This window comes from Streptomyces sp. NBC_01267 (assembly GCF_036241575.1).
GTDB lineage: Bacteria > Actinomycetota > Actinomycetes > Streptomycetales > Streptomycetaceae > Streptomyces.
Map to the genome: position 1 here is coordinate 2,260,094 of NZ_CP108455.1, position 22,772 is coordinate 2,282,865.

The 22,772-nt window shown below is 70.0% G+C and carries 21 protein-coding genes; 10 read left to right on the plus strand and 11 right to left on the minus strand.

Annotation, left to right across the window (positions count from 1 at the left end; all coding sequences use genetic code 11):
* The first annotated feature begins 157 nt into the window (after nt 1–157).
* The 3 genes from OG709_RS10405 (at nt 158) to OG709_RS10415 (ending at nt 2,666) form a co-directional block, all read left to right on the plus strand.
* Nucleotides 158–946 (plus strand): hypothetical protein, encoded by a 789-nt coding sequence (locus OG709_RS10405; RefSeq protein WP_266643290.1) that lies wholly within the window; start codon nt 158–160, stop codon nt 944–946.
* Nucleotides 947–1,130: 184 nt separating this feature from the next.
* Entirely contained in the window at nt 1,131–1,718 is a 588-nt protein-coding gene (locus OG709_RS10410; protein ID WP_266643289.1) for a dihydrofolate reductase family protein, read from the plus strand.
* A 225-nt stretch (nt 1,719–1,943) separates the two neighbouring features.
* The gene (locus OG709_RS10415; RefSeq protein ID WP_329165745.1) at nt 1,944–2,666 is read left to right on the plus strand and encodes a SanA/YdcF family protein; all 723 of its coding nucleotides are present in this window, start codon (nt 1,944–1,946) and stop codon (nt 2,664–2,666) included.
* A 140-nt stretch (nt 2,667–2,806) separates the two neighbouring features.
* Here the strand turns inward: OG709_RS10415 and OG709_RS10420 are convergent, their stop codons facing one another.
* Nucleotides 2,807–3,394 (minus strand): NADPH-dependent FMN reductase, encoded by a 588-nt coding sequence (locus OG709_RS10420; protein WP_250298217.1) that lies wholly within the window; start codon nt 3,392–3,394, stop codon nt 2,807–2,809.
* A gap of 166 nt (nt 3,395–3,560) precedes the next feature.
* Between OG709_RS10420 and OG709_RS10425 the strand changes: the two genes are divergently transcribed.
* A complete protein-coding gene (locus tag OG709_RS10425; protein WP_250298219.1) occupies nt 3,561–4,319 on the plus strand; it encodes an aminotransferase class IV family protein in 759 nt (252 codons plus the stop codon).
* A 32-nt stretch (nt 4,320–4,351) separates the two neighbouring features.
* On the opposite strand, the gene OG709_RS10430 is transcribed toward OG709_RS10425, so the two are convergent.
* Nucleotides 4,352–5,227, minus strand: a complete 876-nt coding sequence (locus OG709_RS10430) for an LLM class flavin-dependent oxidoreductase (RefSeq protein WP_250298221.1) — start codon at nt 5,225–5,227, stop codon at nt 4,352–4,354.
* A gap of 197 nt (nt 5,228–5,424) precedes the next feature.
* Nucleotides 5,425–6,444 (minus strand): aldo/keto reductase, encoded by a 1,020-nt coding sequence (locus OG709_RS10435; protein WP_329165746.1) that lies wholly within the window; start codon nt 6,442–6,444, stop codon nt 5,425–5,427.
* 259 nt (nt 6,445–6,703) lie between these two features.
* Between OG709_RS10435 and OG709_RS10440 the strand changes: the two genes are divergently transcribed.
* Nucleotides 6,704–7,294 carry a TetR/AcrR family transcriptional regulator gene (locus OG709_RS10440; RefSeq protein WP_329165748.1) on the plus strand — a complete coding sequence of 197 codons (591 nt, stop codon included), beginning with the start codon at nt 6,704–6,706 and terminating at the stop codon, nt 7,292–7,294.
* Nucleotides 7,295–7,328: 34 nt separating this feature from the next.
* Here the strand turns inward: OG709_RS10440 and OG709_RS10445 are convergent, their stop codons facing one another.
* The 4 genes from OG709_RS10445 to OG709_RS10460 form a co-directional block, all read right to left on the minus strand.
* Nucleotides 7,329–8,105: a sulfite exporter TauE/SafE family protein gene (locus OG709_RS10445; protein WP_250298226.1), complete on the minus strand. Its 777-nt coding sequence runs from the start codon at nt 8,103–8,105 to the stop codon at nt 7,329–7,331.
* Between the two features lie 151 nt (nt 8,106–8,256).
* Nucleotides 8,257–8,913 carry a response regulator transcription factor gene (locus tag OG709_RS10450; protein WP_329165750.1) on the minus strand — a complete coding sequence of 219 codons (657 nt, stop codon included), beginning with the start codon at nt 8,911–8,913 and terminating at the stop codon, nt 8,257–8,259.
* Nucleotides 8,898–10,187 carry a sensor histidine kinase gene (locus OG709_RS10455; RefSeq protein WP_329165753.1) on the minus strand — a complete coding sequence of 430 codons (1,290 nt, stop codon included), beginning with the start codon at nt 10,185–10,187 and terminating at the stop codon, nt 8,898–8,900. Before OG709_RS10455 ends, OG709_RS10450 begins: the two co-directional genes overlap by 16 nt.
* A 35-nt stretch (nt 10,188–10,222) precedes the next feature.
* Nucleotides 10,223–10,882, minus strand: a complete 660-nt coding sequence (locus tag OG709_RS10460) for a hypothetical protein (RefSeq protein ID WP_250298231.1) — start codon at nt 10,880–10,882, stop codon at nt 10,223–10,225.
* Nucleotides 10,883–11,048: 166 nt separating this feature from the next.
* Between OG709_RS10460 and OG709_RS10465 the strand changes: the two genes are divergently transcribed.
* The 4 genes from OG709_RS10465 to OG709_RS10480 all read left to right on the plus strand — a co-directional run bounded on the left by OG709_RS10465 (nt 11,049) and on the right by OG709_RS10480 (nt 15,235).
* Entirely contained in the window at nt 11,049–11,978 is a 930-nt protein-coding gene (locus OG709_RS10465) for an oxidoreductase (protein WP_250298232.1), read from the plus strand.
* Nucleotides 11,979–12,094: 116 nt separating this feature from the next.
* On the plus strand, nt 12,095–13,378 hold the full coding sequence (locus tag OG709_RS10470; protein ID WP_329165756.1) for an ABC transporter substrate-binding protein: 1,284 nt from the start codon (nt 12,095–12,097) through the stop codon (nt 13,376–13,378).
* Nucleotides 13,379–13,467: 89 nt separating this feature from the next.
* A complete protein-coding gene (locus OG709_RS10475; RefSeq protein ID WP_250298242.1) occupies nt 13,468–14,361 on the plus strand; it encodes a carbohydrate ABC transporter permease in 894 nt (297 codons plus the stop codon).
* 1 nt (nt 14,362) lies between these two features.
* The gene (locus OG709_RS10480; protein WP_266643276.1) at nt 14,363–15,235 is read left to right on the plus strand and encodes a carbohydrate ABC transporter permease; all 873 of its coding nucleotides are present in this window, start codon (nt 14,363–14,365) and stop codon (nt 15,233–15,235) included.
* Nucleotides 15,236–15,249: 14 nt separating this feature from the next.
* On the opposite strand, the gene OG709_RS10485 is transcribed toward OG709_RS10480, so the two are convergent.
* The 3 genes from OG709_RS10485 to dusB form a co-directional block, all read right to left on the minus strand.
* Nucleotides 15,250–15,861, minus strand: a complete 612-nt coding sequence (locus OG709_RS10485) for a hypothetical protein (RefSeq protein ID WP_326694930.1) — start codon at nt 15,859–15,861, stop codon at nt 15,250–15,252.
* Between the two features lie 160 nt (nt 15,862–16,021).
* Nucleotides 16,022–18,742, minus strand: coding sequence for a pyruvate, phosphate dikinase (ppdK, locus tag OG709_RS10490; protein ID WP_250298237.1), 2,721 nt, complete (start codon nt 18,740–18,742; stop codon nt 16,022–16,024).
* A 483-nt stretch (nt 18,743–19,225) separates the two neighbouring features.
* Entirely contained in the window at nt 19,226–20,353 is a 1,128-nt protein-coding gene (gene dusB, locus OG709_RS10495) for a tRNA dihydrouridine synthase DusB (RefSeq protein WP_250298238.1), read from the minus strand.
* 65 nt (nt 20,354–20,418) lie between these two features.
* On the opposite strand from dusB, the gene OG709_RS10500 reads away from it, so the two are divergent.
* The gene (locus OG709_RS10500; RefSeq protein ID WP_329165759.1) at nt 20,419–21,873 is read left to right on the plus strand and encodes an MFS transporter; all 1,455 of its coding nucleotides are present in this window, start codon (nt 20,419–20,421) and stop codon (nt 21,871–21,873) included.
* Here OG709_RS10500 and OG709_RS10505 read toward each other — a convergent pair.
* Nucleotides 21,846–22,703: a helix-turn-helix transcriptional regulator gene (locus OG709_RS10505; protein WP_329165760.1), complete on the minus strand. Its 858-nt coding sequence runs from the start codon at nt 22,701–22,703 to the stop codon at nt 21,846–21,848. The genes OG709_RS10500 and OG709_RS10505 overlap by 28 nt on opposite strands.
* Between the last annotated feature and the right edge of the window lie 69 nt (nt 22,704–22,772).

Consider the following 22,772-nt stretch of genomic DNA (forward strand, 5'->3'; position numbering starts at 1 on the left):
GGCGCGTCCGGCCCGCGCCCGTACCGAGGGGGCCCGTCCGGCCGCGCCCGTGCCGAGGGGCCGTTAAGCCATGGCGGTGCCGGGCCGGGCCCGGTAAGTTGGCGATCTTCGGCTGGCGCAAGCGCGCTCCCGGAGTCCTCGAAGGCGACCAGTCACGATGAACCTCGATCAGCCCTACGCCCGGCTTCGCCTCGACGCCGCACTGGACGGCCTGGCCGTCACCTTCCGCGGGATGACCGCCCGCCCCGATGAGCACAACTGCGAGTGCCACTGGGGCAGCGCGGAGGAGCTCGCCCAGCTCAAGGTGCCCGACACCGAGCTCGACCCCGACCTCCTGCAACGCACCTGGGGGGCCATCGACTGGAGCGACCACGCGTCCGTACTCCGCCGGATCCTGCCCCAGTTCGCCACGAGTCTCGCCAACGGTCACCTCACGCCCTACTTCGACACGGAATCGGCCGGGCGCTCGTTCGCTCTCGGCCACTGGCAGCAGTGGCCTGCCGAGCAGGCCGCGGCCGTCCGGGAATTCCTGCAGGCGTGGTGGGCGCACACGCTCACCGATCCGGATCCCGCGGTGCCCGCGTACGACGTGCTCGTGCTGAACACCGAGGCGTCCGCCACGCTCGGCCCGTGGCTCGCCATCTGGGAAGAGCTGAGCGGCCCCGTCCCCGACCAGCACCTGGCCGACGCGGTTGCCCACTGGGAGCGCGAGCTGCTCGATGACGAACTTCCCTGGCACGCCTGGTACGCCTGGGAGAACGAGGAAGAGCTACGCGTCGAGCTGACGGCCTGGCTGGTTCGCCACGCTCCCGCCCGGCTCCGCGCCCACGGCGTGTCCGAGGAGCTGCTCCACCGGATACGGCTGCTCGGTATGACCGGCCCGGACCGCTGGGAAGACCCCCACTGGCCAAGTCGCTCTTACCGATCCACTACCGATCGCCAGTGATCCGCTACTGATCCGCCGAACCGCGCGGCGCTCCGCCAGCGGCGGCACCGGACACCCCCGGTCCGCCTCCCCGGCCCCGCTCAGGCCCCTTCCCACCCCCTGCCGAGCCCGGCCCCGCTCCCGGGTCGCCGGGCCGTCCACATCGGAGGAACGTGGGAAGGGAGCCCGACCGAGGAGAAGACCGATGGCCAAGGTGACCGCCAACATGTCCATGTCGCTGGACGGGTTCGTCTCCCACCCCACCGACGGGGTCGACCAGCTCTTCCAGTGGTACGGGAACGGAGATGTCCCGGTCGAGTCCGCCAGCCCGGACATCTCCTTCCGGATGTCCGCACCGTCCGCCGAGCGGATGAAGCGCGCGCTGGAGGAGATCGCCGTGCTCGTCTACGGGCGGCGTACGTTCGACGAGGCGGGTGGCTGGATCGGCGGGCACCCCATGGGTAAGCCCGTCGTGGTCGTCACCCACAGCGTCCCGGACGGCTGGCCCCGCGCCGATACCCCCGTCACCTTCGTCACCGACGGCATCGAGAGCGCGATAGCGCAGGCCAAGGCGACCGCGGGTGAGAAGACCGTCGCGGTCGGCAGCGCCGATCTGACCCAGCAGTGCCTCAACAACGGGCTGCTGGACGAGCTGGAGATCGATCTGGTGCCGCTGCTGCTCGGTGAGGGGGTCCGGTTCCTCGACAACCTCGCCGAAGCACCGCGCGCGCTGCGGGGGCCGACGGTGGTGGAGGGTACGGGCGTGACACACCTGTCGTACACCGTGCACTGACCCGCCCACGGGCACCGGGAACGGTGACCGATGCGAACCGAACGTGCGTCCTGAGCGTCCGACAGGTCAGGGGCCGGAACCACCGGCGCCAGGACGTCAGCAGAACATCAGCCAGCACAGGACGTCAGCACACGATGTCAGCACACGACGTCAGCAGAACATCATCAGCATCGGAGCGGACCGGCCGTCGCGACAGCCGTGACGTGACGTGACGGGGGGACATCCATGCGCGGGCCACAGCTGTCGAAGCAGCAGGTGAAACGACGCCTGACCATGGCGTCGTTGCGGCTGCCGCGTCTTCCGAGGACGCGGCGCGGCCGACGGCGCGCCGTCCAGGCCACCGTGCTCGGATGTGTGCTGGCCCTCGCCCCCGCCACCTGGATGTTCGCCACCACCGGCGACCGGATACGCACGGCGGCCGACGTCCCGTCCGCCGATGTCGCCGTCGTCTTCGGCGCCGGACTCCAGCAGGGCGAACCGTCGCCGTACCTCGCACACCGGCTCGACGCCGCTGTCGGCCTCTACCGCGCGGGAAAGGTGAAGGTGGTCCTGGTCACCGGGGACAACAGCCGGACCGAATACGACGAACCGGACGCCATGCGCGCCTACCTGGTGAAGCACGGTGTGCCGGACAGCAAGGTGGTCAGCGACTTCGCCGGGTTCGACACCTGGGACTCCTGTGTCCGGGCGAAGAAGATCTTCGGGGTCGACCGGGCCGTCCTCATCAGCCAGGGCTTCCACATCCGCCGGGCCCTCGCGCTCTGCGAATCGGCGGGAATCGAGTCGTACGGCGTCGGGGTGTCCGCCGTGCACGACGCGACCTGGTACTACGGCGGCGCCCGGGAGGTGCTGGCCGCAGGGAAGGCGGCCGTCGAGGCCACGTTCAAGCCCGACCCGCACTTCCTCGGCCCCCGCGAGAAGGGTGTCGCGCAGGCGCTGGGACGCTGACGCCGACCGGCCCCGGCCCCGTACGACCAGCCCGCGCCACACCCGACTCGCCCGCGCCACACCCACCAGCACCGCACCCGACCCACCCGCACCACGCCCGCGCCGCAGGCGACCCGCACGGGTGGACACCGCGTGGCGCGTCAGCCTCCGTACGGGCGCACCGCCTTCGCGTCCCGCAGCGCGTGCGCCCACCAGACGAGCTGGTCGAGCATCACCCCGGCCGCCGCGTCGGCGGCTTCGGGGTTCTTGTGCGTGCCGTCCTCGTCGAAGTGCCCGTGGGCGTGGTGGAAGCTGACCGTGTCCCGGACGGTGACCGCGTGCATCTCGGCGAATACCTGGCGCAGTTGCTCGACCGCGCGCAGCCCGCCGGAGACCCCGCCGTACGAGACGAAGGCGACCGGCTTGGCCTGCCACTCGGTGAAGTGCCAGTCGATGAGGCTCTTGAGGGACGCGGGGAAGGAGTGGTTGTACTCGGGGGTGAGGACGACGAAGGCGTCTGCGGCTCCCAGCTTCGGGGAGATCCGGCCCAGCACGTCGCGCACGTCGGGCGAGGGTTCGGACGAGAGGGCGGTCGGCAGGTCGGTCTCGGCCAGGTCGACGACGTCGACGGTCAGATCGGGTCGGTCCGCGTGGGCGAGAAACCAGTCGGCGACGGTTCCCGCGAAGCGGCCCGAGCGGTTGCTGGCGATGATGACAGCCAAGTTCAAGGGGTGTGTGGTGAGGTCCATGCGGTGAGCGTCATACATCAAGCGTGATTGAGGTCAAGCCGTCACGCGGGTCGCGGTGCAGCCGGACGGCTGGTTGACGCCGAGCTGCCGTCGGGGACGGGCCGTCGGCGCAGGTGACTTCGGTACCCCGACCGAAAATCCGATCGCCGACTCGTACCGTGTTCCCATGCACATCGAGATCGACGGCCGCCCCGTCCCGGATGAGTCCCTCCGTACGCCCGCCCTGGACAACTACGGGCATTTCACGGCCATGCAGGTACGGGACGGCCGGGTGCGCGGTCTCGGCCTGCACCTCGCCCGGCTCGATTCGTCGACGCGTGAGCTGTTCGGCGCGGGGCTCGACGGCGAGCGCGTGCGGGAGTTGATCCGGCACGCTCTGGACGGCGCGGGCGTACGGGACGCCTCGACGCGGGTGTACGTGTACTGGCCCGACGGGGACGGGACGGCGACCGTGATGGTCACCGTCCGCCCGCCCGCCGTGATGCCCGACGCCCCGCAGAGCCTGATGTCCGTCCCGTACGAGCGGCCCGTGCCCCACATCAAGCATCTGGGCGGCTTCGCCCAGGTCTACTACGGCAAGGCCGCGGTGCGCGCGGGCTTCGACAACGCCCTGCTGACCGGCCCCGGCGGGGTGATCGCCGAGGGTGCGGTCACCAACATCGCCTTCTGGGACGGCACTTCGGTCGTCTGGCCGGACGCGCCCGCCCTCCCGGGGATCACCATGGGCCTGGTCGAGCCACGGCTGCCGTCTGTACGGCGCCGGGTGACCCTGGGCAGCCTGAGTGCGTACCGGGCGGTCTTCGTCTCCAACTCGCAGGGCATCGCGCCGGTGCGCAGGATCGACGACACCGAGTTCGCCGTGGACACGGATCTGATGAGGACGGTGGCCGGGGTGTACGACAGCACCCCCTGGGACGAGATCTAGCCTTCCCGGCAGGTCAAGGGCCAGGGTTCGGATCAGGCCGACGCACTGATGATCTCGTCGGTGACCCACCGTGCGACACCGGAGGGGTAGGGCGCCGACAGCCCGAGGACGATGTGGCTGAACCCCGCGTCGATCGCTTCACCGATCGCGGCCCGCGTGACGGCGGGCCGGTCGTAGGAGACGGGCAGGAAGATCGAGCGGGTGACCGAGGCGGGGTCGCGGCCGATCTCGGCGCAGTAGCGGTCCAGCAGCGCGCTGCGCCGGACGACGTCGTCGATGTCGCCGCCCGGGATGTTCCACAGATCGGCGTGTTCGGCGACCACGCGCAGCGTCGAGGACGCGCGTCCGCCGATGAGGATCGGCGGGTGGGGGCGCTGGACCGGTTTGGGGTTGCCGAACGCTCCGGTGAGGTGATGGTAGGTGCCCTGGAAGTCGAACGGTTCCGTCCCGGTCCACAACCGCCGGATGATCGTGCAGGCTTCGGCGAGGCTCCCCACGGCGTCCGCGGAGTCACGGAAGGGCAGGCCGTGCGCTTCGTACTCACGCCGGGCCAGCGGGTGGCCGGGGCGTGAGCCCACGCCGATGCCGAAGTCGAGCCGTCCGCCGGAGACGATGTCGACGGTCGTGGCGATCTTGGCCAGCACCGCGGGTGGCCGGAAGCGGTTGCTGGTCACGAGGAGTCCGAGCCGCAGCCGTCGGGTCTGTGCGGCGAGGGCGGAGAGCAGTGTCCAGCCCTCGTACGTCGGTCCGCCCGGGTCGCCGCCGATCGGCATGAGGTGATCGAAGAGCCACGCGTGCTCGATCTCCGGGATGGCGTCCGCCTCGCGCCAGACCCGCAGGATGTCGTGGTAATCGACCTGCGAGGGCGGGGTCATGATCCCGAAACGGGGCCGGGGTGTGTGCGTCATGGAATCGTTGGTCCTTTCGACACCGGCGGCGCCGACCGGGCGCACGACCGAGGTTCAGGCAGAACGTGGAACACGGTCCCACCGGGCACCCGCGCGATTCCGCAGGCTCGCGAGCCACGGGTGCCACAGGTGCCACGGGTGTCACTGGCGCCACAAAAGCCACTGGCGCCACAGGAGCCGGCGGGAGGGCTCGACGTTCAGCGGCGCCGCAGCGAGGGGTCGAGCAGCGCGGGCGGAGCGTCGTTCTTCTCGTGCGCGGCCAGGTCGACGCCAGGGGCAACGATCGTGTCGATCGCGTCGAGCACGTCGGCTGAGAGCACGGTGTCGGCGGCGGCGAGCTGCGAGTGCAGATGGTCCAGGGTGCGGGGGCCGATGATCGCGCCCGTCACAGCGGGGTGCGCGGTCACGAAGCCGAGCGCGAGCTGGATCAGCGTCAGACCGGCCTCGTCGGCGACCCCGGCCAGTTTCTCGACCGCGTCGAGCCTGGCCCGGTTGGCCGGGACGGTGGTGTCGAAGCGCTGCGGCATGAACGCGGAGCGATGGGTGGTGATTTCCCGGCCCTCGCGGATCGCACCCGACAGCCAGCCGGAGGCCAGCGGGCTCCACGCCAGTACACCGAGCCCGTACTGCTCGGTCACGGGCAGGACATGGGTCTCGATCCCGCGCTGCAGGATCGAGTAGTTGGGCTGCTCGGTGACGTAACGGCTCAGGCGGTTGTCCCGGGCGGCCCACTGCGACTGCACGAGGCGGTACGCGGGGAAGGTCGAGGAGCCGAAGTAGCGGATCTTTCCCGCGCGTTGCAGGTCGGTCAGGGCCGACAGCGTCTCCTCGTCGCTGGTGCTCGGGTCCCACCGGTGGATCTGGTAGAGGTCGATGTGATCGACACCGAGGCGGCGCAGGCTGTCGTCCAGCGCGGTGACCAGCCAATGGCGCGAGCTGCCCCGATGGCTGCGCTCGCCATCCATCGGCAGACCCGCCTTGGTGGCCAGCACGATGTCGTCGCGGCGGCCTGCGATGGCCTTGCCTACCAGCTCTTCCGACTCGCCGCCGCTGTACACGTCGGCGGTGTCGATGAGGTTGATCCCGCCCGCCAGGGCGGCGTCGACGACGGCGGTGACCTCTTCCTGGGTGGTGTGCCCGATCCTGCCGAAGTTCATCGCGCCGAGCGCGAGGGAGCTGACCTGTATGCCGGTGCGACCCAAGGTGCGGTACTGCATGACCCTGTTCCTCCATTGCGAATGATGTGGATGATGCCGATGAAGGTGCCGGTGGAGCGGGGCGACGTGGCACGGCTTGGCCGCCGGGCCCCTGCTCTGACATCATGAGCAAGCGGAACCTTGCTCCGCTTAACGATACGGAACACTGTTCCGCTTTGGCAAGCCCCATTTGCCAAGCCCCACGACGAGGAACCAGCCCGGCGACGAGGAACAAGCCCGGCCGCAAAGGGAGCAGCACGGTGACGAAGGGAGCAGCACGGTGAACGACATTGACGAGGGCACGGACACCCCGGCCCGGCCCCGGCGGGCGGACGCCCGGCGCAACAAGGAGGCGCTGCTCGACGCGGCAGCGACGGTCTTCGTCACGTCAGGCGTGGAAGCGCCGGTACGCGACATCGCGGCGGAGGCCGGCGTCGGGGTGGGCACGATCTACCGCCACTTCCCGACGCGGGCGGACCTCATCATCGCCGTCTACCGGCACCAGGTGGAGGCCTGCACCGAGGCCGGTCCGGCTCTGCTCGCGACCAGCGCGACTCCGCACGCCGCCCTGGAGCAGTGGATCAACCTCTTCGTCGACTTCCTGGTCACCAAGCACGGACTCGCCGCCGTACTGCAGTCCGACAACGCAGGCTTCGAGACCCTGCACGCCTACTTCCTCGACCGCCTGCTGCCCGTGTGCACCCAACTGCTCGACGCCGCAGCCGATTCCGGCGAGATCCCGCGCGATCTGGAGGCCTACGCACTCATGCGCGGCGTCGGGAACCTCTGCATCGGCGCCGAACACGACCCCCGCTACGACGCACGCCTGCTGGTCGAGCTCCTCATCGCAGGACTACGCCGGCCACGGTGACCAACGGCGGGGTGGCCGGGTACGGGCGCCGCGCTCAGGCCCACTGGTCGAACGCCAGCTTCGCCACCAGGGAGAAGACCACCACCAGCAGCACTCCCCGGACGAACTCGCTGCCCTTCCTGAGCGCCATCCGTGCGCCCAGCAGGCCGCCCGCCAGGTTGAACACCGCCATCAGCGCGGCCAGTTGCCAGAGCACCGTGCCCTGGTAGGCGAACATCGCCAGCGCGCCCAGGTTGGTGCAGACGTTGACGATCTTGGCGGTGGCCGACGCGGTCACCAGATCGAGGTGGAGTACGGCAGTGAGCGCCAGCACCAGGAAGGTCCCGGTACCGGGGCCGAACAGCCCGTCGTAGAAGCCGATCCCGCCCCCGACCAGAACGATCGCCATCACGATCCTCCTGCGGGTGGCGGGCCCGTCCGGCCGGGCCGTGCCGAATGACGGGCGCAGCATCACGAAGGCCGCGACCAGGAGCAGCACCACCATGATCACGGGCCGGAGCACCGCGCTGCTGATCCCGGCCGCGAAGAACGCCCCGGTCATGGACCCGGCGAGAGCGACAGCCCCGATCCGGATCGCCAGCTTCACATCCACCGGCGCCTTGCGTACGTACGTCACGGCCGCGCCCGAGGTCCCGACGATCGCCACCGCCTTGTTGGTACCGAGCACCTGCGCGGCGGGGACGTGCGGAAGGCCGAGCAGCAGCGCGGGCAGAAGCAGCAGCCCGCCGCCGCCCACCACCGCGTCGATCCACCCGGCCGCTGCGGCGGCGACGCAGAGGACGACAAGCATGGTCAGAGATATGTCGGGCATGACCGCGACCCTAGTGCCGTTCCCGGCAAGCATCGCCGGTCGCGACCCCGGACCGGTCCCGGGCCGTGTAGGCACGTACCTGCCGGCGTACGCGCGAAGGGCGACCGGGCAGGATCCACCGAACAGGTCCCAAGCGTCGGACCGGGCGGTCCTAAGCGCCGGAGGAGTCCTCCAGGTACCGCAGCACCGCGAGCACCCGGCGGTGCCCCGGCTCGGACGACGGCAGGTCCAGTTTGGTGAAGATGTTCGCGATGTGTTTCTCCACCGCCCGCTCCGACACGACGAAGGACTCCGCGATGGTGCGGTTCGTCAGCCCCTGGGCCATCAGCCCGAGCACCTCCCGCTCGCGCGGGGTCAGCGCGGCCAGCGCGGAGGTACGCCGGGCGGCGCCGAAGAGCTGGGCGACGACCTCCGGGTCTAGTGCCGTGCCGCCGGACGCCACCCGGTGCAGGGCGTCGACGAACTCGCCGATGTCCACGACCCGTTCCTTGAGCAGATAGCCGACGCCGCCACCGCCACCGCCCAGCAGCTGGCCCGCGTACTTCGTCTCCACGTACTGGGAGAAGATCAGCACCCCGACCCCGGGGGACGAACGGCGGATGGTGACCGCGGCCCGCAGCCCCTCGTCGGTGTGGCCGGGCGGCAGCCGGATGTCGATCACGGCGGCGTCCGGACGGTGTTCGCCGACCGCGGCGAGCAGCGCCTCCGCGTCCTCGACCGCCGCGGCCACCTCCACCCCGCGCAGCGTGAGCAGCTGGACCAGGCCGTCACGCAGGATCGCCGAGTCCTCGGCTATGACGACGCGCATGGGCCCTGCCTCTGTCCGGCCTCGGAAAGGCCTTGGTGATACGGGAGTTCGACGGTCACCACCGTAGGCCCTCCCGCCGGGCTCTCGCAGGTGAGTGTGCCGTCGACGGTACGGACCCGGGCCAGCAGCCCGGCCAGCCCGCTGCCCGCGCCGACCACCGCTCCCCCACGCCCGTCGTCCCGTACGGACAGCCGGAGGGATCCTTCCCCGGAGCGAGCGACGACCGTGATCTCCGAGGCTCCGCTGTGCTTGGCGGCGTTGGTGAGCAGCTCGGCCGTGCAGAAGTACGCGATGGACTCCAGTGCCGGAGAGGGCCGTTCGGGGATGTCGGCGGTGACGGTCACCGGCAGGGCGCTGTCCGCGGCGAGGGTCGCGAGCGCGGTGTCCAGGCCCTGGTCGAGCACCGGCGGATGGATGCCCTTCACCAGCAGACGCAGTTCGGCGATGGTCTGCTTGGCGTGGGTCTGCGCGGTGCCGACAACGGTGAGCAGTTGGTCGCGGCCCGCGTCGGCCGTGACCAGCTCGCCGATCAGTGTGAGGTGCATGCCCAGGCCGACGAGCCGCGCCTGGGTGCCGTCGTGCAGGTCCCGTTCGATGCGCCGGAGGGTGGCCGCCGCGTCGTCGACGGCCTGCGCACGGGTCTCCTCCAGGGTGCGGATGCGCTGTCCGGCGGCGTCGGGGCCGAGGAGGGAGCCCAGCAGCCGGCCGTGCGGGACGAGGGAGCGGCGGACCAGCCACGGGGCGAGGAGGAGCAGTACGGCCCCGACGGCCACGACGAGCAGCCAGCGGGGCCAGGAGTCGAACTGGACGCCCGCTACCTCCAGCGATACCCGGCGCACCGAACCGTCGGGCCGGTGGACGGTGGTGTAGTTCCAGCGCTCGACCAGTGGGTGCAGGACGAACAGCAGCCCGTACACGTACCCGCACGCCACTGCGGCCAGGGGCGGTACGGCGGTCAGCGGCGCGGCCAGCGCACAGCCCACCGCCCGCCAGGCGGCCCGGTCACCGACGGCCCGCCGCCAGCCGAGGGCGCCGGGCTGCCGACTACGGACGGGCGGATCGATGGGGGTGTCCAACAGGCGTGCGGACAGCCCTCGTTGGAGAGTTCCGATGGCGAGCGCACCCCGTGCCGTCAGCGCGATCAGCCACGGCCCGACGGCCGTGACCGACAAGGCTGCGCCGACGAGCAGCCCGGAGAGTACGAGCACCATGCCCAACAGGGCGATGGGCAGGGCCAGTACGGCGTAGAGCACTGCACGCGGACGCTGTTGCATGGGGTTCGATCCTAGACGGGCCGTCGCAGTCGGCCTCAGAGCTGATGGATCACGGGCACGGACAGCAGGGCGCACACGGCGGCGATGCCGAGCGCGATCCACGTGTGACGGGCGAGGCCGGTGCGGTCGGCGCCGAGGAACCCGCTCACCAACCGCGTCTGGAGGGCGGTGAATCCCCTGGCGACCCAGGGCGTGAGGAAGAGGAAGGTCACCCCGCCGCCCACCGCGTGCACCGCCCAGGCACCCGCCATGGTGGGTCCTCCCCAGGAGTGGGAGGGGTCGCCGTCGGTCCGCAGCGGAAAGCCGAAGTTGATCACCACGATGGTCCAGAAGTAACCGCAGACCGTGAGGGCGACGAGGTTGAGCGGGCTGCTGACCACGGCGTGCACGAGCGCGAGAGGCCCCGTACGCGCGGGCTCCCCCGCGTCCACCCGCAGCAGCCGGCGGGCGAGGCCGCGCTGGATGCGGCCGACCGGTCCGCCGGCCAGGGCGAGCGGAATGCACAGGAGGGTGACAGGGAGGGCGAGCACGATGTACGCCATTCGCCGCCAGGTCTCCGCCCGGAACGGCTCCCGCAGGACGATGCGGACACGGTCGGCGGGGCCGGCGCTGGAAACGGCGGGCGCGACTGGCCCGGCGGCGGCCGGGCTGCTGCTGCCGCCGCGAGGGGCGACTGACTGCTGTGTGAGGTCCATGCACCAAGACTCGCGACCGGACAGCCGCTGATCGATCGTGCCTGCACGGAAGCAGAGGGTTCGGTTTGCCCCACCCCTGGTCGCCGACCACCGAAGCCACCGACCACCGAGGTCACCCCGGCGGCGTCGCCGCCCGACGGCGGCGCCCCGGCCGTACGCTGAAGTCATGACCAAGGGCTGGAACGCGAACGACATCCCCGATCAGAGCGGACGCACCGCAGTCGTCACCGGAGCCAACAGCGGCATCGGTCTCGTCACCGCGCGGCAGCTGGCCCGGCACGGTGCCCGGGTGATCCTCGCGTGCCGCAGTGAGACCCGCGGCAAGGAGGCGGAGTCCCTGATCCGGCGCGAGGTGCCCGGCGCGCAGGCCGAATGCGTACCGCTGGATCTCGCGGATCTCTCGTCGGTACGGGAGTTCGCCTCCGGCCTTCCCGCCGAGCGCCTCGATCTGCTCGTCAACAACGCGGGCGTCATGGCCCTGCCGTACGGCCGGACCGCTGACGGTTTCGAGACACAGTTCGGCGTCAACCACCTCGGCCACTTCGCCCTCACCGGGCTGCTGCTGCCCCGGCTGCTGGCCACTCCGGGCTCGCGGGTGGTCAGCGTGTCCAGCGGCCTCCACGCGCTCTCCAACATCGACATCAACGATCTCAACAGCGAGGGGAACTACCGGCGTTGGATCGCCTACGGCCGCGCCAAGACGGCGAATCTGCTCTTCATCCATGAGCTGTCCCGCCGCCTCTCCGCCGCCGGGTCGGGCACGGTCGCAGCCGCCGCGCACCCCGGTTACGCGCGCACCAACCTCCAGACGGCCGGGGTGCGGATGGAGGGCCGCAAGGCCGCCGAGCGGCTGGTCGAACTCGGCAACGGGCTGCTCGCCCAGCCCGCCGAGGTGGGCGCCCTGCCCTCGCTGTACGCGGCCACCGCGCCCGGCGTCCGGCCCGATTCCTTCACCGGCCCGAGGATCCTCGGCTGGCGCGGCGCCCCCGCGCCTTCCTGGCGGGCGAAGTGGGCGACGAACGATGTGGCGGGCGAGCGGCTCTGGGCGGCCTCGGAGCAGCTCACCGGGGTGTCGTACGGAGACCTCGACACCTGAGCGCTCCCTACCGGTTCCGACATGCCCGCGCAACACCCCTGTCGTAATCCCGCACCATGGTTGATCGTTGGGGCGTGCAACGACGACCGACGCCGACGGAGCCAGGGGGACCCTTCATGACCATCAGTCGCAGGCGACTGCTCAGTACCAGTGGCGGCCTCGCACTGACCGGGGCCCTCGCCACCGCGTGCGGGTCCAACACCGGTCGCAGCGGTGACAGTTCAGGGACCGGCAAGGACAGTGGCGGGAAACCCACGCTGCAGCAGTGGTACCACCAGTACGGCGAGGCCGGGACCGAGCAGGCCGTACGGCGTTACGCCGCCGCGTACGGCAGGGCGAGCGTCAAGGTCCAGTGGCGGCCCGGCAGTTACGACCAGCAGACCGCCGCTGCGCTGCTGACCTCGTCCGGTCCCGATGTCTTCGAGGTCAACGGACCCACCCTCGACCAGATCCAGGGCGGCCAGGTCACCGATCTGACCGACCTCTTCGAGGGGGTGAAGGACGACTTCAACCCGGCGGTGCTCGCGCCGAAGACGTACGACGGGAAGATCTGGGGCATCCCGCAGACCATCGACATGCAGCTGCTCTACTACCGCAAGAGCCTGCTCAAGGACGCGAACGTCGAGCCGCCGCAGACGCTCGACGAACTCGTCGACGCCGCGAAGAAGTTGACCGACAAGAAGGTCAAGGGGCTGTTCCTGGGCAACGACGGAGGTGCGGGCGTTCTCGGCGGGACCCCGCTCTACGCGGCCGGGCTGAGCCTCTTCACCGAGGACGGCAAGGTGGGCTTCGACGACCCGGCGGCGGCCCGCACCCTGGGCAAGTTCCACCGGCTGTACGCCGACAAGTCGCTCCTGCTGGGCGCTCCGGCCGACTGGTCCGACCCCTCGGCGTTCGTCCAGGGCCTCACGGCCATGCAGTGGTCGGGGCTGTGGGCGCTGCCCGCGGTCCAGAAGGCCCTCGGGGACGACTTCGGGGTGCTGCCCTTCCCGAAGGACGGTCCGGCGGGCAAGCCCGCGGTCCCGGTCGGTGCGTACAGCTCGGCGGTCAGCGCGCGCAGCGGGCACCGGGCCGAGGCGAAGGCGTTCGCCAAGTGGCTGTGGATCGAGAGGACCGCGTACCAGGAGGACTTCGCGCTCAGTTACGGATTCCACATCCCGGCCCGGATCTCCCTCGCGAAGAAGGCCGCGAAGCTGCGTGAGGGCGCGGCGGCCGACGCCGTGCGGTACGCGACCGAGAACGGCTGGGCCCAGCCCCTGCTGTGGACGCCCGCCGGGCAGACCGCGTACCAGGACGCCCTGAGCAGGATCATCAAGGACGGCGCCAACCCGGACACGGAGCTCAAGGCGGTCGTCCGCAAGACGAACGCCGAGCTCCAGCGCGTCCAGAAGAAGCCGTGACAGTCGCGGAGGACGTGACGGGCGCGGCGGACGTCGGAGTAGCGCGGGACGCGAAGGAACCGGCGCGACGGCGTCGGCGCCGGGGGTCGGTGAGGCACCGCACCCTCTGGTTCTGGATCTTCGTCGGCCCCTTCGCGGCCGGGCTCGCGCTCTTCACCTACGTACCGCTGGCGTGGAGCCTCTACCTCAGCTTCTTCGACGCGCACAACACGGTCTCGCCGACGCATTTCATCGGCTTCGACAACTACGCGTCGATGCTGCGCGACGGGGCGTTCACCGACAGCCTGTGGACGTTCACGGTGTTCTCCCTCTTCATCGTCCCGGCGACCTACGCGCTCTCGCTCGCGCTGGCGCTGATGGTGAACCGGCTGCGCGCCGCCCAGGCCTTCTTCCGTTCGGTCTTCTTCCTCCCGGCGGCCTGCTCCTACGTCGTCGCGGCGCTGGTCTGGAAGCTCTCGATCTTCAACGGGGTGCGGTTCGGGCTCGCCAACACCGTCCTCGGCTGGTTCGGCAGCGACCAGACCGCGTGGCTGTCGACGACCCACCCGCCCTGGTACTGGCTGGTGATCGTGACCCTGCGGCTCTGGCTCCAGGCCGGGTTCTACATGGTGCTGTTCCTGGCCGGTCTCCAGCGGATCTCCCCGCAGCTCTACGAAGCGGCGGCCGTCGACGGGGCGCGCCCCGGCTGGCAGGTCTTCCGCCACATCACGTTCCCGCAGCTGCGGGCCACCTCGGTCGCCGTCGTCCTGCTGCTCGTGATCAACGCGTTCCAGGCGTTCGACGAGTTCTACAACCTGCTGAGCGACGCCCGGGGCTATCCCCCGTACGCGCGGCCCCCGCTCGTCTACCTCTACTACACGGCCCTCGGCCAGGGGCAGAACCTCGGCCTGGGCAGCGCCGGGGCCGTCATCCTCGCCCTGATCATCGCCGTGGTGACGATCGTCCAGGCCCGCTGGTTCGGGCTCGGCAGAAGGGAGGACTGACATGGCCAGGACCAGAACCGGGACCACCATCGCCCGTCACGACGACGCCCTGGTACGGGCCGGCCGGGCCCTGCGCATCGTGCTGCTGATCGCGCTCGCGGCCCTCTTCCTCATCCCCTTCTATCTGCTGCTGCGCAACGGGCTCGCCACCGAGCAGGACATCACCTCACCGCAGTGGACGTTCTTCCCCTCCGACCTCCAGTGGTCCAACATCCGCGAACTGTTCGACGACCCGGCCGTGCCGATGGCCCGCTCGCTGCTCAACTCGGCCCTGATCGCGGTCGCGACGACGCTCGGCACCGTCCTGCTCGCCTCCCTGGCCGGGTACGGCCTGGCCCGCATCCCGTACCGCCACGCGAACAAGGTCTTCTACGGGATCCTCGGCACCCTGATGGTCCCGGCCGCCGTGACCTTCGTACCGAGCTTCGTCCTGGTCTCCACGCTCGGCTGGATCTCCACGCTGCGCGGACTGATCATCCCGACGCTGTTCTCCGCGTTCGCCTGCTTCATCTTCCGGCAGTACTTCCTGGGCTTCCCGCAGGAGTTGGAGGACGCGGCGAAGGTCGACGGCCTGGGATACTGGCGTACGTACTGGCGCATCGTGGTGCCCAACTCCCGCCCGGTCTTCGCGGCGGTCGGCACGATCGTCTTCATCGGCGCGTGGAACGCCTTCCTCTGGCCACTGGTGATCGGCCAGGACAAGAGCGCGTGGACGGTACAGGTGGCGCTCTCCACCTTCACGACGGCGCAAGTGGTCAACATCCACGAGCTGTTCATCGCGGCGGCGGTGTCGATCCTGCCGTTGCTGCTGGTGTTCCTGCTGCTGCAACGGCACATCGTGGCGGGGGTGGAGCGGTCGGGGATCGACGACTGAGGCGGCCGTCGGACCTACCAGTCCGTGAGGTCCACGACGACGTCGCAGTGCGGGTCATCCGGTGCGAGCCGATGGCGCTCCTCCTCTTCGACGAGGGTGGGGAGCGAGGCGGTCAGCGCGGTGGGTTCGTCGGTGAGGCGGATATCGACACCGACGAGACCGGGGCGGCCTGGACGGTTCACGTACAGGCGCATCAGGCCGCCGTCCTTCATCAGAAAGCCGACCAGGAAGGGGTCCTCATCGTCACCTGGGGCGGACAGGCCGAGCAGGGTTCTGAGCGCCTGGCCCTCCTCGGGTTCGGGGGCAGGCGTGATCTCCTCCGGGCGCAGTCGGACGAGCGTCATCCCGAGCACGTCGCTGACGTCGCCACTCCCGTAGATCTGGGTTCCGGACAGGACAGCGCGCAGGACGCCGGGGATGCGGGCGGGGGCCACCGTGTCGTGCGGGATCTCGTAGAGGAACAAGTCGCCGTTCTCGCCGTCGCCGGCGCGGATGGCGACCCGTACGGCGCCGGAGGCGGGCAGAACGCCACGCAGGCGGCAGCCCTCGGCAATAGGGGCATTGAGGTAGTACAGCAGCAGGCGGGTGATACCCGCCTGCTGCTCCCGGTCCTCAGTGTCGTTCATTTGTTCATCCAGGCAGGGCACTTGTTGTTCGGCTGGTTGCGACAGAAGGCGTTCACCACGCCGATCATCTTCCCTTTGCCGGCGTCATGGATGCCGCCCTTGCTCTTGCGTTCGTCGTGGCGCGAGCAGTCCAGGACACCGGCCTGGCCAATTGGGCACTTCAGCGGCTGTCGCTGCCGTCCGACAGGGCCGCCGCCCGGCCCGCTTCGAGGCGGGCCACCGGGATGCGGAACGGTGAGCAGGAGACGTAGTCCAGGCCCACCTCGTGGAAGAAGTGCACCGACTCGGGGTCGCCGCCGTGTTCGCCGCAGATGCCCAGTTTGAGGTCGGGGCGGGTGGCCCGGCCCGCCTCGCAGGCGCTGCGGACGAGCGCGCCGACGCCGTCGCGGTCGATCGTCTCGAACGGGGACACCCCGAAGATGCCCTTCTCCAGGTACGCGGTGAAGAAGCTGGCCTCCACGTCGTCGCGGGAGAAGCCCCACACGGTCTGGGTCAGGTCGTTCGTGCCGAAGGAGAAGAACTGCGCGGCCTCGGCGATCTGGCCCGCGGTGATCGCCGCACGCGGCAGTTCGATCATCGTGCCGATGGTCAGTTTCAGTGCGGCGCCGGTGGCGGCCTCGACCTCGGCGATGACCCGGTCGGCCTCGTCGCGGACGATCTCCAGCTCCTGGACGGTGCCCACCAGCGGGATCATGATCTCCGCGCGGGGGTCGCCCTTGGCAGCCTTGCGGGCGGCTGCCGCTTCCGCGATGGCCCGTACCTGCATGGCGAACAGACCCGGGATGACCAGCCCGAGGCGTACTCCGCGCAGCCCCAGCATCGGGTTCTGCTCGTGGAGTTTGTGCACGGCCTGGAGGAGACGCAGATCGTTCTCGTTGGCGTCCTTGCGGGACTCGGCGAGCGCGACCCGGACCGACAGCTCGGTGATGTCGGGAAGGAACTCGTGCAGCGGCGGGTCCAACAGCCGTACCGTGACGGGCAGTCCGTCCATCGCCTCCAGCAGCTCGATGAAGTCCTTCTTCTGGAGGGGCAGCAGCGCACCCAGCGCCTTCTCCCGCTCGTCGTCCGTGTCGGCCAGGATCAGCCGCTCGACCAGCTCCCGTCGCTCGCCGAGGAACATGTGCTCGGTGCGGCACAGGCCGATGCCCTGGGCGCCGAACCGGCGTGCGCGCAGCGCGTCCTCGGCGTTGTCGGCGTTGGCCCGGACGCGCAGCCGGCGGCGCCGGTCGGCGTACGCCATGATCCGGTGGACGGCCTTGACCAGTTCGTCGGCGTCGTCGGCGCCCGCGTGCATCCGGCCCTCGAAGTACTCGACGACCGGCGACGGTACGACGGGCACCTCGCCCGCGTAGACCTTGCCGGACGAGCCGTCGATCGAGACGGTGTCGCCCTCCTCGATGACCAGGCCGCCCGGCGCGGTCAGCCTGCGGCGCTTGGTGTCGACCTCGATCTCCTCGGCGCCGCAGACACAGGTCTTGCCCATGCCGCGCGCCACGACGGCCGCGTGCGAGGTCTTGCCGCCGCGCGAGGTGAGGATGCCTTCGGCGGCGATCATGCCGTCGAGGTCGTCCGGGTTCGTCTCCCGGCGGATGAGGATGACCTTCTCGCCGGAGCGCGACCATTTGATCGCGGTGTACGAGTCGAAGACGGCCTTGCCGACGGCGGCGCCCGGCGACGCGGCGATGCCCCGCCCGATCCTGTCGACCTTCGCGGTGTCGTCGAAGCGGGGGAACATCAGCTGCGCGAGCTGCGCGCCGTTCACCCGTTGCAGCGCCTCCGCCTCGTCGATGAGCCCCTGGTCGACGAGTTGGGTGGCGATCCGGAACGCGGCCCCCGCGGTGCGCTTGCCGACGCGGGTCTGGAGCATCCACAACTGGCCGCGCTCAATGGTGAATTCGATGTCGCAGAGGTCCCGGTAATGGGTCTCCAGGGTCTCCATGATCTGCATGAGCTGGTCGTACGACGTCTTGTCGATCTGTTCCAGGTCGGCGAGCACGACGGTGTTGCGGATGCCCGCCACGACGTCCTCGCCCTGCGCGTTCTGGAGGTAGTCGCCGTAGACGCCCTGGTGGCCGCTGGCCGGGTCGCGGGTGAAGGCGACGCCCGTGCCGGAATCCGGGCCGAGGTTGCCGAAGACCATCGAGCAGATGTTGACGGCGGTCCCGAGGTCACCCGGGATGCGCTCCTGACGGCGGTAGAGCTTGGCCCGGTCGGTGTTCCACGATTCGAAGACGGCCTTTATGGCAAGGTCCATCTGCTCGCGGGGGTCCTGCGGGAAGTCCCGCCCGGCCTCCTGCTCGACGATCTTCTTGAACCGGCCGACCAGCTTCTTCAGATCGGCCGCTTCGAGGTCGGTGTCGACGCTGACCTTCTTGGCGGCCTTGGCCTCCTCCAGCGCCTCCTCGAAGAGGTCGCCGCTGACGTCGAGGACCGTCTTGCCGAACATCTGGATGAGGCGGCGGTACGAGTCCCAGGCGAACCGCTCGTCACCGGACTGCTTGGTGAGACCGACCACGGACGCGTCCGAGAGGCCGATGTTCAGGACGGTGTCCATCATGCCGGGCATGGAGAACTTGGCGCCCGAACGGACCGACACGAGCAACGGGTCGTCGGCCTGCCCGAGCTTCTTGCCCATCGTCTGCTGCAGGGCTTCGAGGTGCGCACTCACCTCGTCGCGGAGCGCGGCCGGTTCGTGGCCGCTGTCGAGGTAGACCTTGCAGGCCTCGGTGGTGATCGTGAAACCCGGAGGGACGGGCAGCCCGAGGTTGGTCATCTCGGCGAGGTTGGCGCCCTTGCCGCCGAGCAGATCCTTGAGGTCCTTGTTGCCCTCGGTGAAGTCGTAGACGAACTTCTTTACGCGGGGATCTTTGTTTTCCGACACGGGTCTCGACTCCTCGACGACGCGGTGGCTGCCCTGACGGCGAGGAACATACCCAGATCGAAGGCATCTGGGTACGTCCACTTGCCCGTCGCACGGCACGGACCACCCGTCCGCCAGCAGATCGAATGCGATCGGCACTGCGGCCCGGATTCCGCCCCGGTTCAACTCCTGAAGGCATGACAGCGGTACGTGGGCAGCCGTACGGGTTTCCGGCCACGCATGGCGATACCGGGTTCAGAGAAGAAACGGCCAGCGACTGGCACCCAGTGCCACCGTATGAGAAGTGCAGCCTGAACGGAATCGCTCGTTTGAGCGTCACCCTTATCAGAGGTGGCGAGAATCACGCCCGAATTCCACCCTGAGGCCGTCACGAAGCCACCATGCGGACATCGGTCGACTATCGACCGAGCACGAGGCGAGCGGGCGCGGCACTCAGTGCCGCACCCGTGCCGTCGGTGGGCTCGGTGGGCTCGGTGGGCGGGCTCAGCCGCCGGACGTGTCCAGCTCCGCTTCCGCGCTCACGCCCGAGCAGTCGTACGGGTCCTTCAGCCAGCCGTCGGGCAGCACCACCCGGTTGTTGCCCGAGGTGCGCCCCCGCGGCCCGTCCGCCCCGTCCGGCCACGGCTGGTCCAGGTTCAGCTCGTGCAGCTGGGTGCCCAGCTCGTCCAGCGAGGAGGTGACGGCGAGCTTCTTGCGCATCTCCGAGCCCACCGAGAAGCCCTTGAGGTACCAGGCCACGTGCTTACGGAAGTCGATCACGCCACGCGTCTCGTCGCCGATCCACTCCCCCAGCAGAGTCGCGTGCCGCAGCATGACCGCCGCGACCTCGCGCAGCGTCGGCGCCTGCCGGGTCGCGGTGCCCTCGAAGCCGCTCACCAGGTCGGCGAAGAGCCAGGGCCGCCCCAGGCACCCACGGCCCACGACCACACCGTCGCAGCCGGTCTCGCGCATCATCCGCAGCGCGTCGTCCGCGCACCAGATGTCGCCGTTGCCGAGGACGGGGATCTCCGGGACGTGCTCCTTGAGCCGGGCGATGGCGTCCCAGTCGGCGGTGCCGCCGTAGTGCTGGGCGGCGGTCCTGCCGTGCAGGGCGACGGCCGTGACGCCCTCGTCGACGGCGATCCGGCCCGCGTCGAGATAGGTGAGGTGGTCGTCGTTGATGCCCTTGCGCATCTTGATGGTGACCGGGAGGGCGCCCGCGTTGGAGACCGCCTCGTGCAGGATCGCGCGCAGCAGCGGACGCTTGAACGGGAGCGCCGAGCCGCCGCCCTTGCGGGTCACCTTGGGGACCGGGCAGCCGAAGTTCAGGTCGATGTGATCGGCCAGGTCCTCGTCCACGATCATGCGGACGGCCTTACCGACGGTGACCGGATCCACCCCGTACAGCTGGATCGAGCGCGGCGTCTCGGTCTTGTCGAAGTGGATCAGCTGCATGGTCTTCGCATTGCGCTCCACCAGCGCCCGCGTCGTGATCATCTCGCTGACGAACAGCCCCTTGCCCCCGCTGAATTCACGGCAGAGGGTGCGGAAGGGGGCGTTGGTGATGCCCGCCATGGGGGCGAGGACTACGGGCGGCTGCACGGAGTGCGGGCCGATGGAGAGCGTGGTCATGGCTCCATTGTCGCGTACAACGTGGCGCGTACACCGAGGTCGTTAGTTAACCGTACTATTCATACATGCCCGAGCTCTCCCACCGCCGGCGGATGCTGGTGCTCGCGATCTGCTGCATGAGCCTGCTGATCGTGAGCCTCGACAACACCGTCCTGAACGTCGCCCTCCCCTCGATGCAGAAGGAACTGCACGCATCGGTCTCCGGGCTCCAGTGGACGATCGACGCCTACACGCTGGTCCTGGCCTCGCTGCTGATGCTCGCGGGCTCGACGGCCGACCGGATCGGCCGCCGCAAGGTCTTCAAAGCTGGGCTCGTCATCTTCACGCTGGGCTCGGCCCTCTGCTCCGTGGCACCGAACCTGGAGTCGCTGGTCGCCTTCCGGATGCTGCAGGCCGTCGGCGGCTCGATGCTCAACCCGGTCGCGATGTCGATCATCACCAACACCTTCACCGAGCCGCGGGAACGTGCCCGTGCCATCGGGGCGTGGGGCGGTGTCGTCGGTATCTCCATGGCGGCGGGCCCGCTGATCGGCGGCCTGCTCGTGGAGTCCGTCGGCTGGCGTTCGATCTTCTGGATCAACCTGCCGGTGGGGCTGGCGGCCCTGCTGCTGACCTGGCGCTACGTACCGGAGTCGCGCGCGCCCAAGGCCCGTCGCCCCGATCCGGTGGGCCAGTTGCTCGTCATCGCACTGCTCGGTTCGGTGACGTACGCGATCATCGAGGCGCCCTCGTCGGGCTGGACCTCGCCGCTGATCCTCAGCTTCACCGGCGTCGCCGTCCTCGCGCTCGCCGGCCTCCTGGCGTACGAGCCGAGATGCCCGGAGCCCCTGATCGACCTGCGCTTCTTCCGCAGCGCACCGTTCAGTGGCGCCACCGTCATCGCGATCTGCGGCTTCGCCGCGCTCGGCGGCTTCCTCTTCCTGAACACGCTGTACCTCCAGGAGATCCGCGGCCTGTCCGCGCTGCACGCAGGGCTGTACATGCTGCCGATGGCCGCGATGACCTTCCTCTGCGCGCCGCTGTCCGGGCGGCTGGTCGGCCAGCGCGGGCCGCGGCTCTCGCTGTTGATCGCGGGGGTGGCGATGACGCTCAGCGGGCTGGTGTTCGCGGTACTCGACGCGCAGACGAACACCACGCTGCTCTTCACCGGCTATGTGCTCTTCGGTATCGGCTTCGGCATGGTGAACGCGCCGATCACCAATACCGCCGTCTCCGGGATGCCCCGTGCGCAGGCCGGGGTGGCGGCGGCCGTCGCGTCGACCAGCCGGCAGATCGGATCGACGCTCGGGGTCGCGGTGATCGGAGCGGTGCTGGCCTCGGCGGTGCACGGTGCCTCGTACACCTCCGAGTTCACCTCGGTCAGCCGGACGGCCTGGTGGATCATCACCGGCTGCGGTGTGGCGGTCCTCGCCGTGGGGCTGCTGACCAGCGGGAGGTGGGCGCGGAGGTCGGCCCTGCGGACCGCGGAACTGCTGGGCGCACCCGAGACGGCTCAGAGGCTGTCGGGTGCCAAGCGGTAGAGCCGCTCCAGCCGGTCGCGGGACTCGGCGTCGACCGGGATGTACGTCACCATGCGCGGGCCCGAGGACGGGCCCAGCCAGAGATCCGTGTGGTTCACGCGCAGCGACCCGACATGGCGGTTGTGGAAGTGTTTGGTCCGCGCGCTCGGCCCGACCACCTCGTGCCGCGCCCAGAGCTCGCGGAACTCCGGCGACGCCGCCTCCAGCCGCTTGAGCAGGACCTTCCAGGCGGGCTCGGCGAGATGCTCGGCCATGGACGCCCGGAACTTGGCGGCCATCAGGCGGTGCACCGTGTGCAGCTCGACGAGGGACGACCGCCAGTCCTCGTTCGTGTAGGAGAGCAGCATGCAGTTGCGGTCCTCGGGGGCGACGGCGTCGAGGTCGCAGAAGAGCTGACCGTAGGTCCGGTTGTACGCGAGGATGTCGTACCGGCTGTTCTGGATGCAGGCCGGCAGGGGGTCGAGCTGCTCGATCATCGCCACCAGCGCGGGCGAGACGGTGGGGCAGGTGGAGCCGGCGGGCGTCGGGTCGACCGCGCCGGACAGCGAGAACAGATGCGTGCGCTCGCTGCGGTCGAGGAGCAGGGTGCGGGCGATCGCGTCGAGGACCTGCGGGGAGACCTTGATGTCGCGGGCCTGCTCCAGCCACGTGTACCAGGTGACCCCGACCGAGGCGAGCTGCGCGACCTCCTCGCGGCGCAGTCCCGGCGTACGCCTCCGGGACCCGCGGGGCAGCCCCGCCTGTTCGGGCGTGATGCGTTCGCGGCGGCTGCGCAGAAAGGCCGCCAGCTCGTGCCTGCGTACGTCGCTCTCGGGCGCCACGGTGGTCATGGGTACCAGAGTGCCCGACCGCGCAGCCCGTTGCCAGGTACTGCTTGTACCAGGATAAGGAGACTCTGG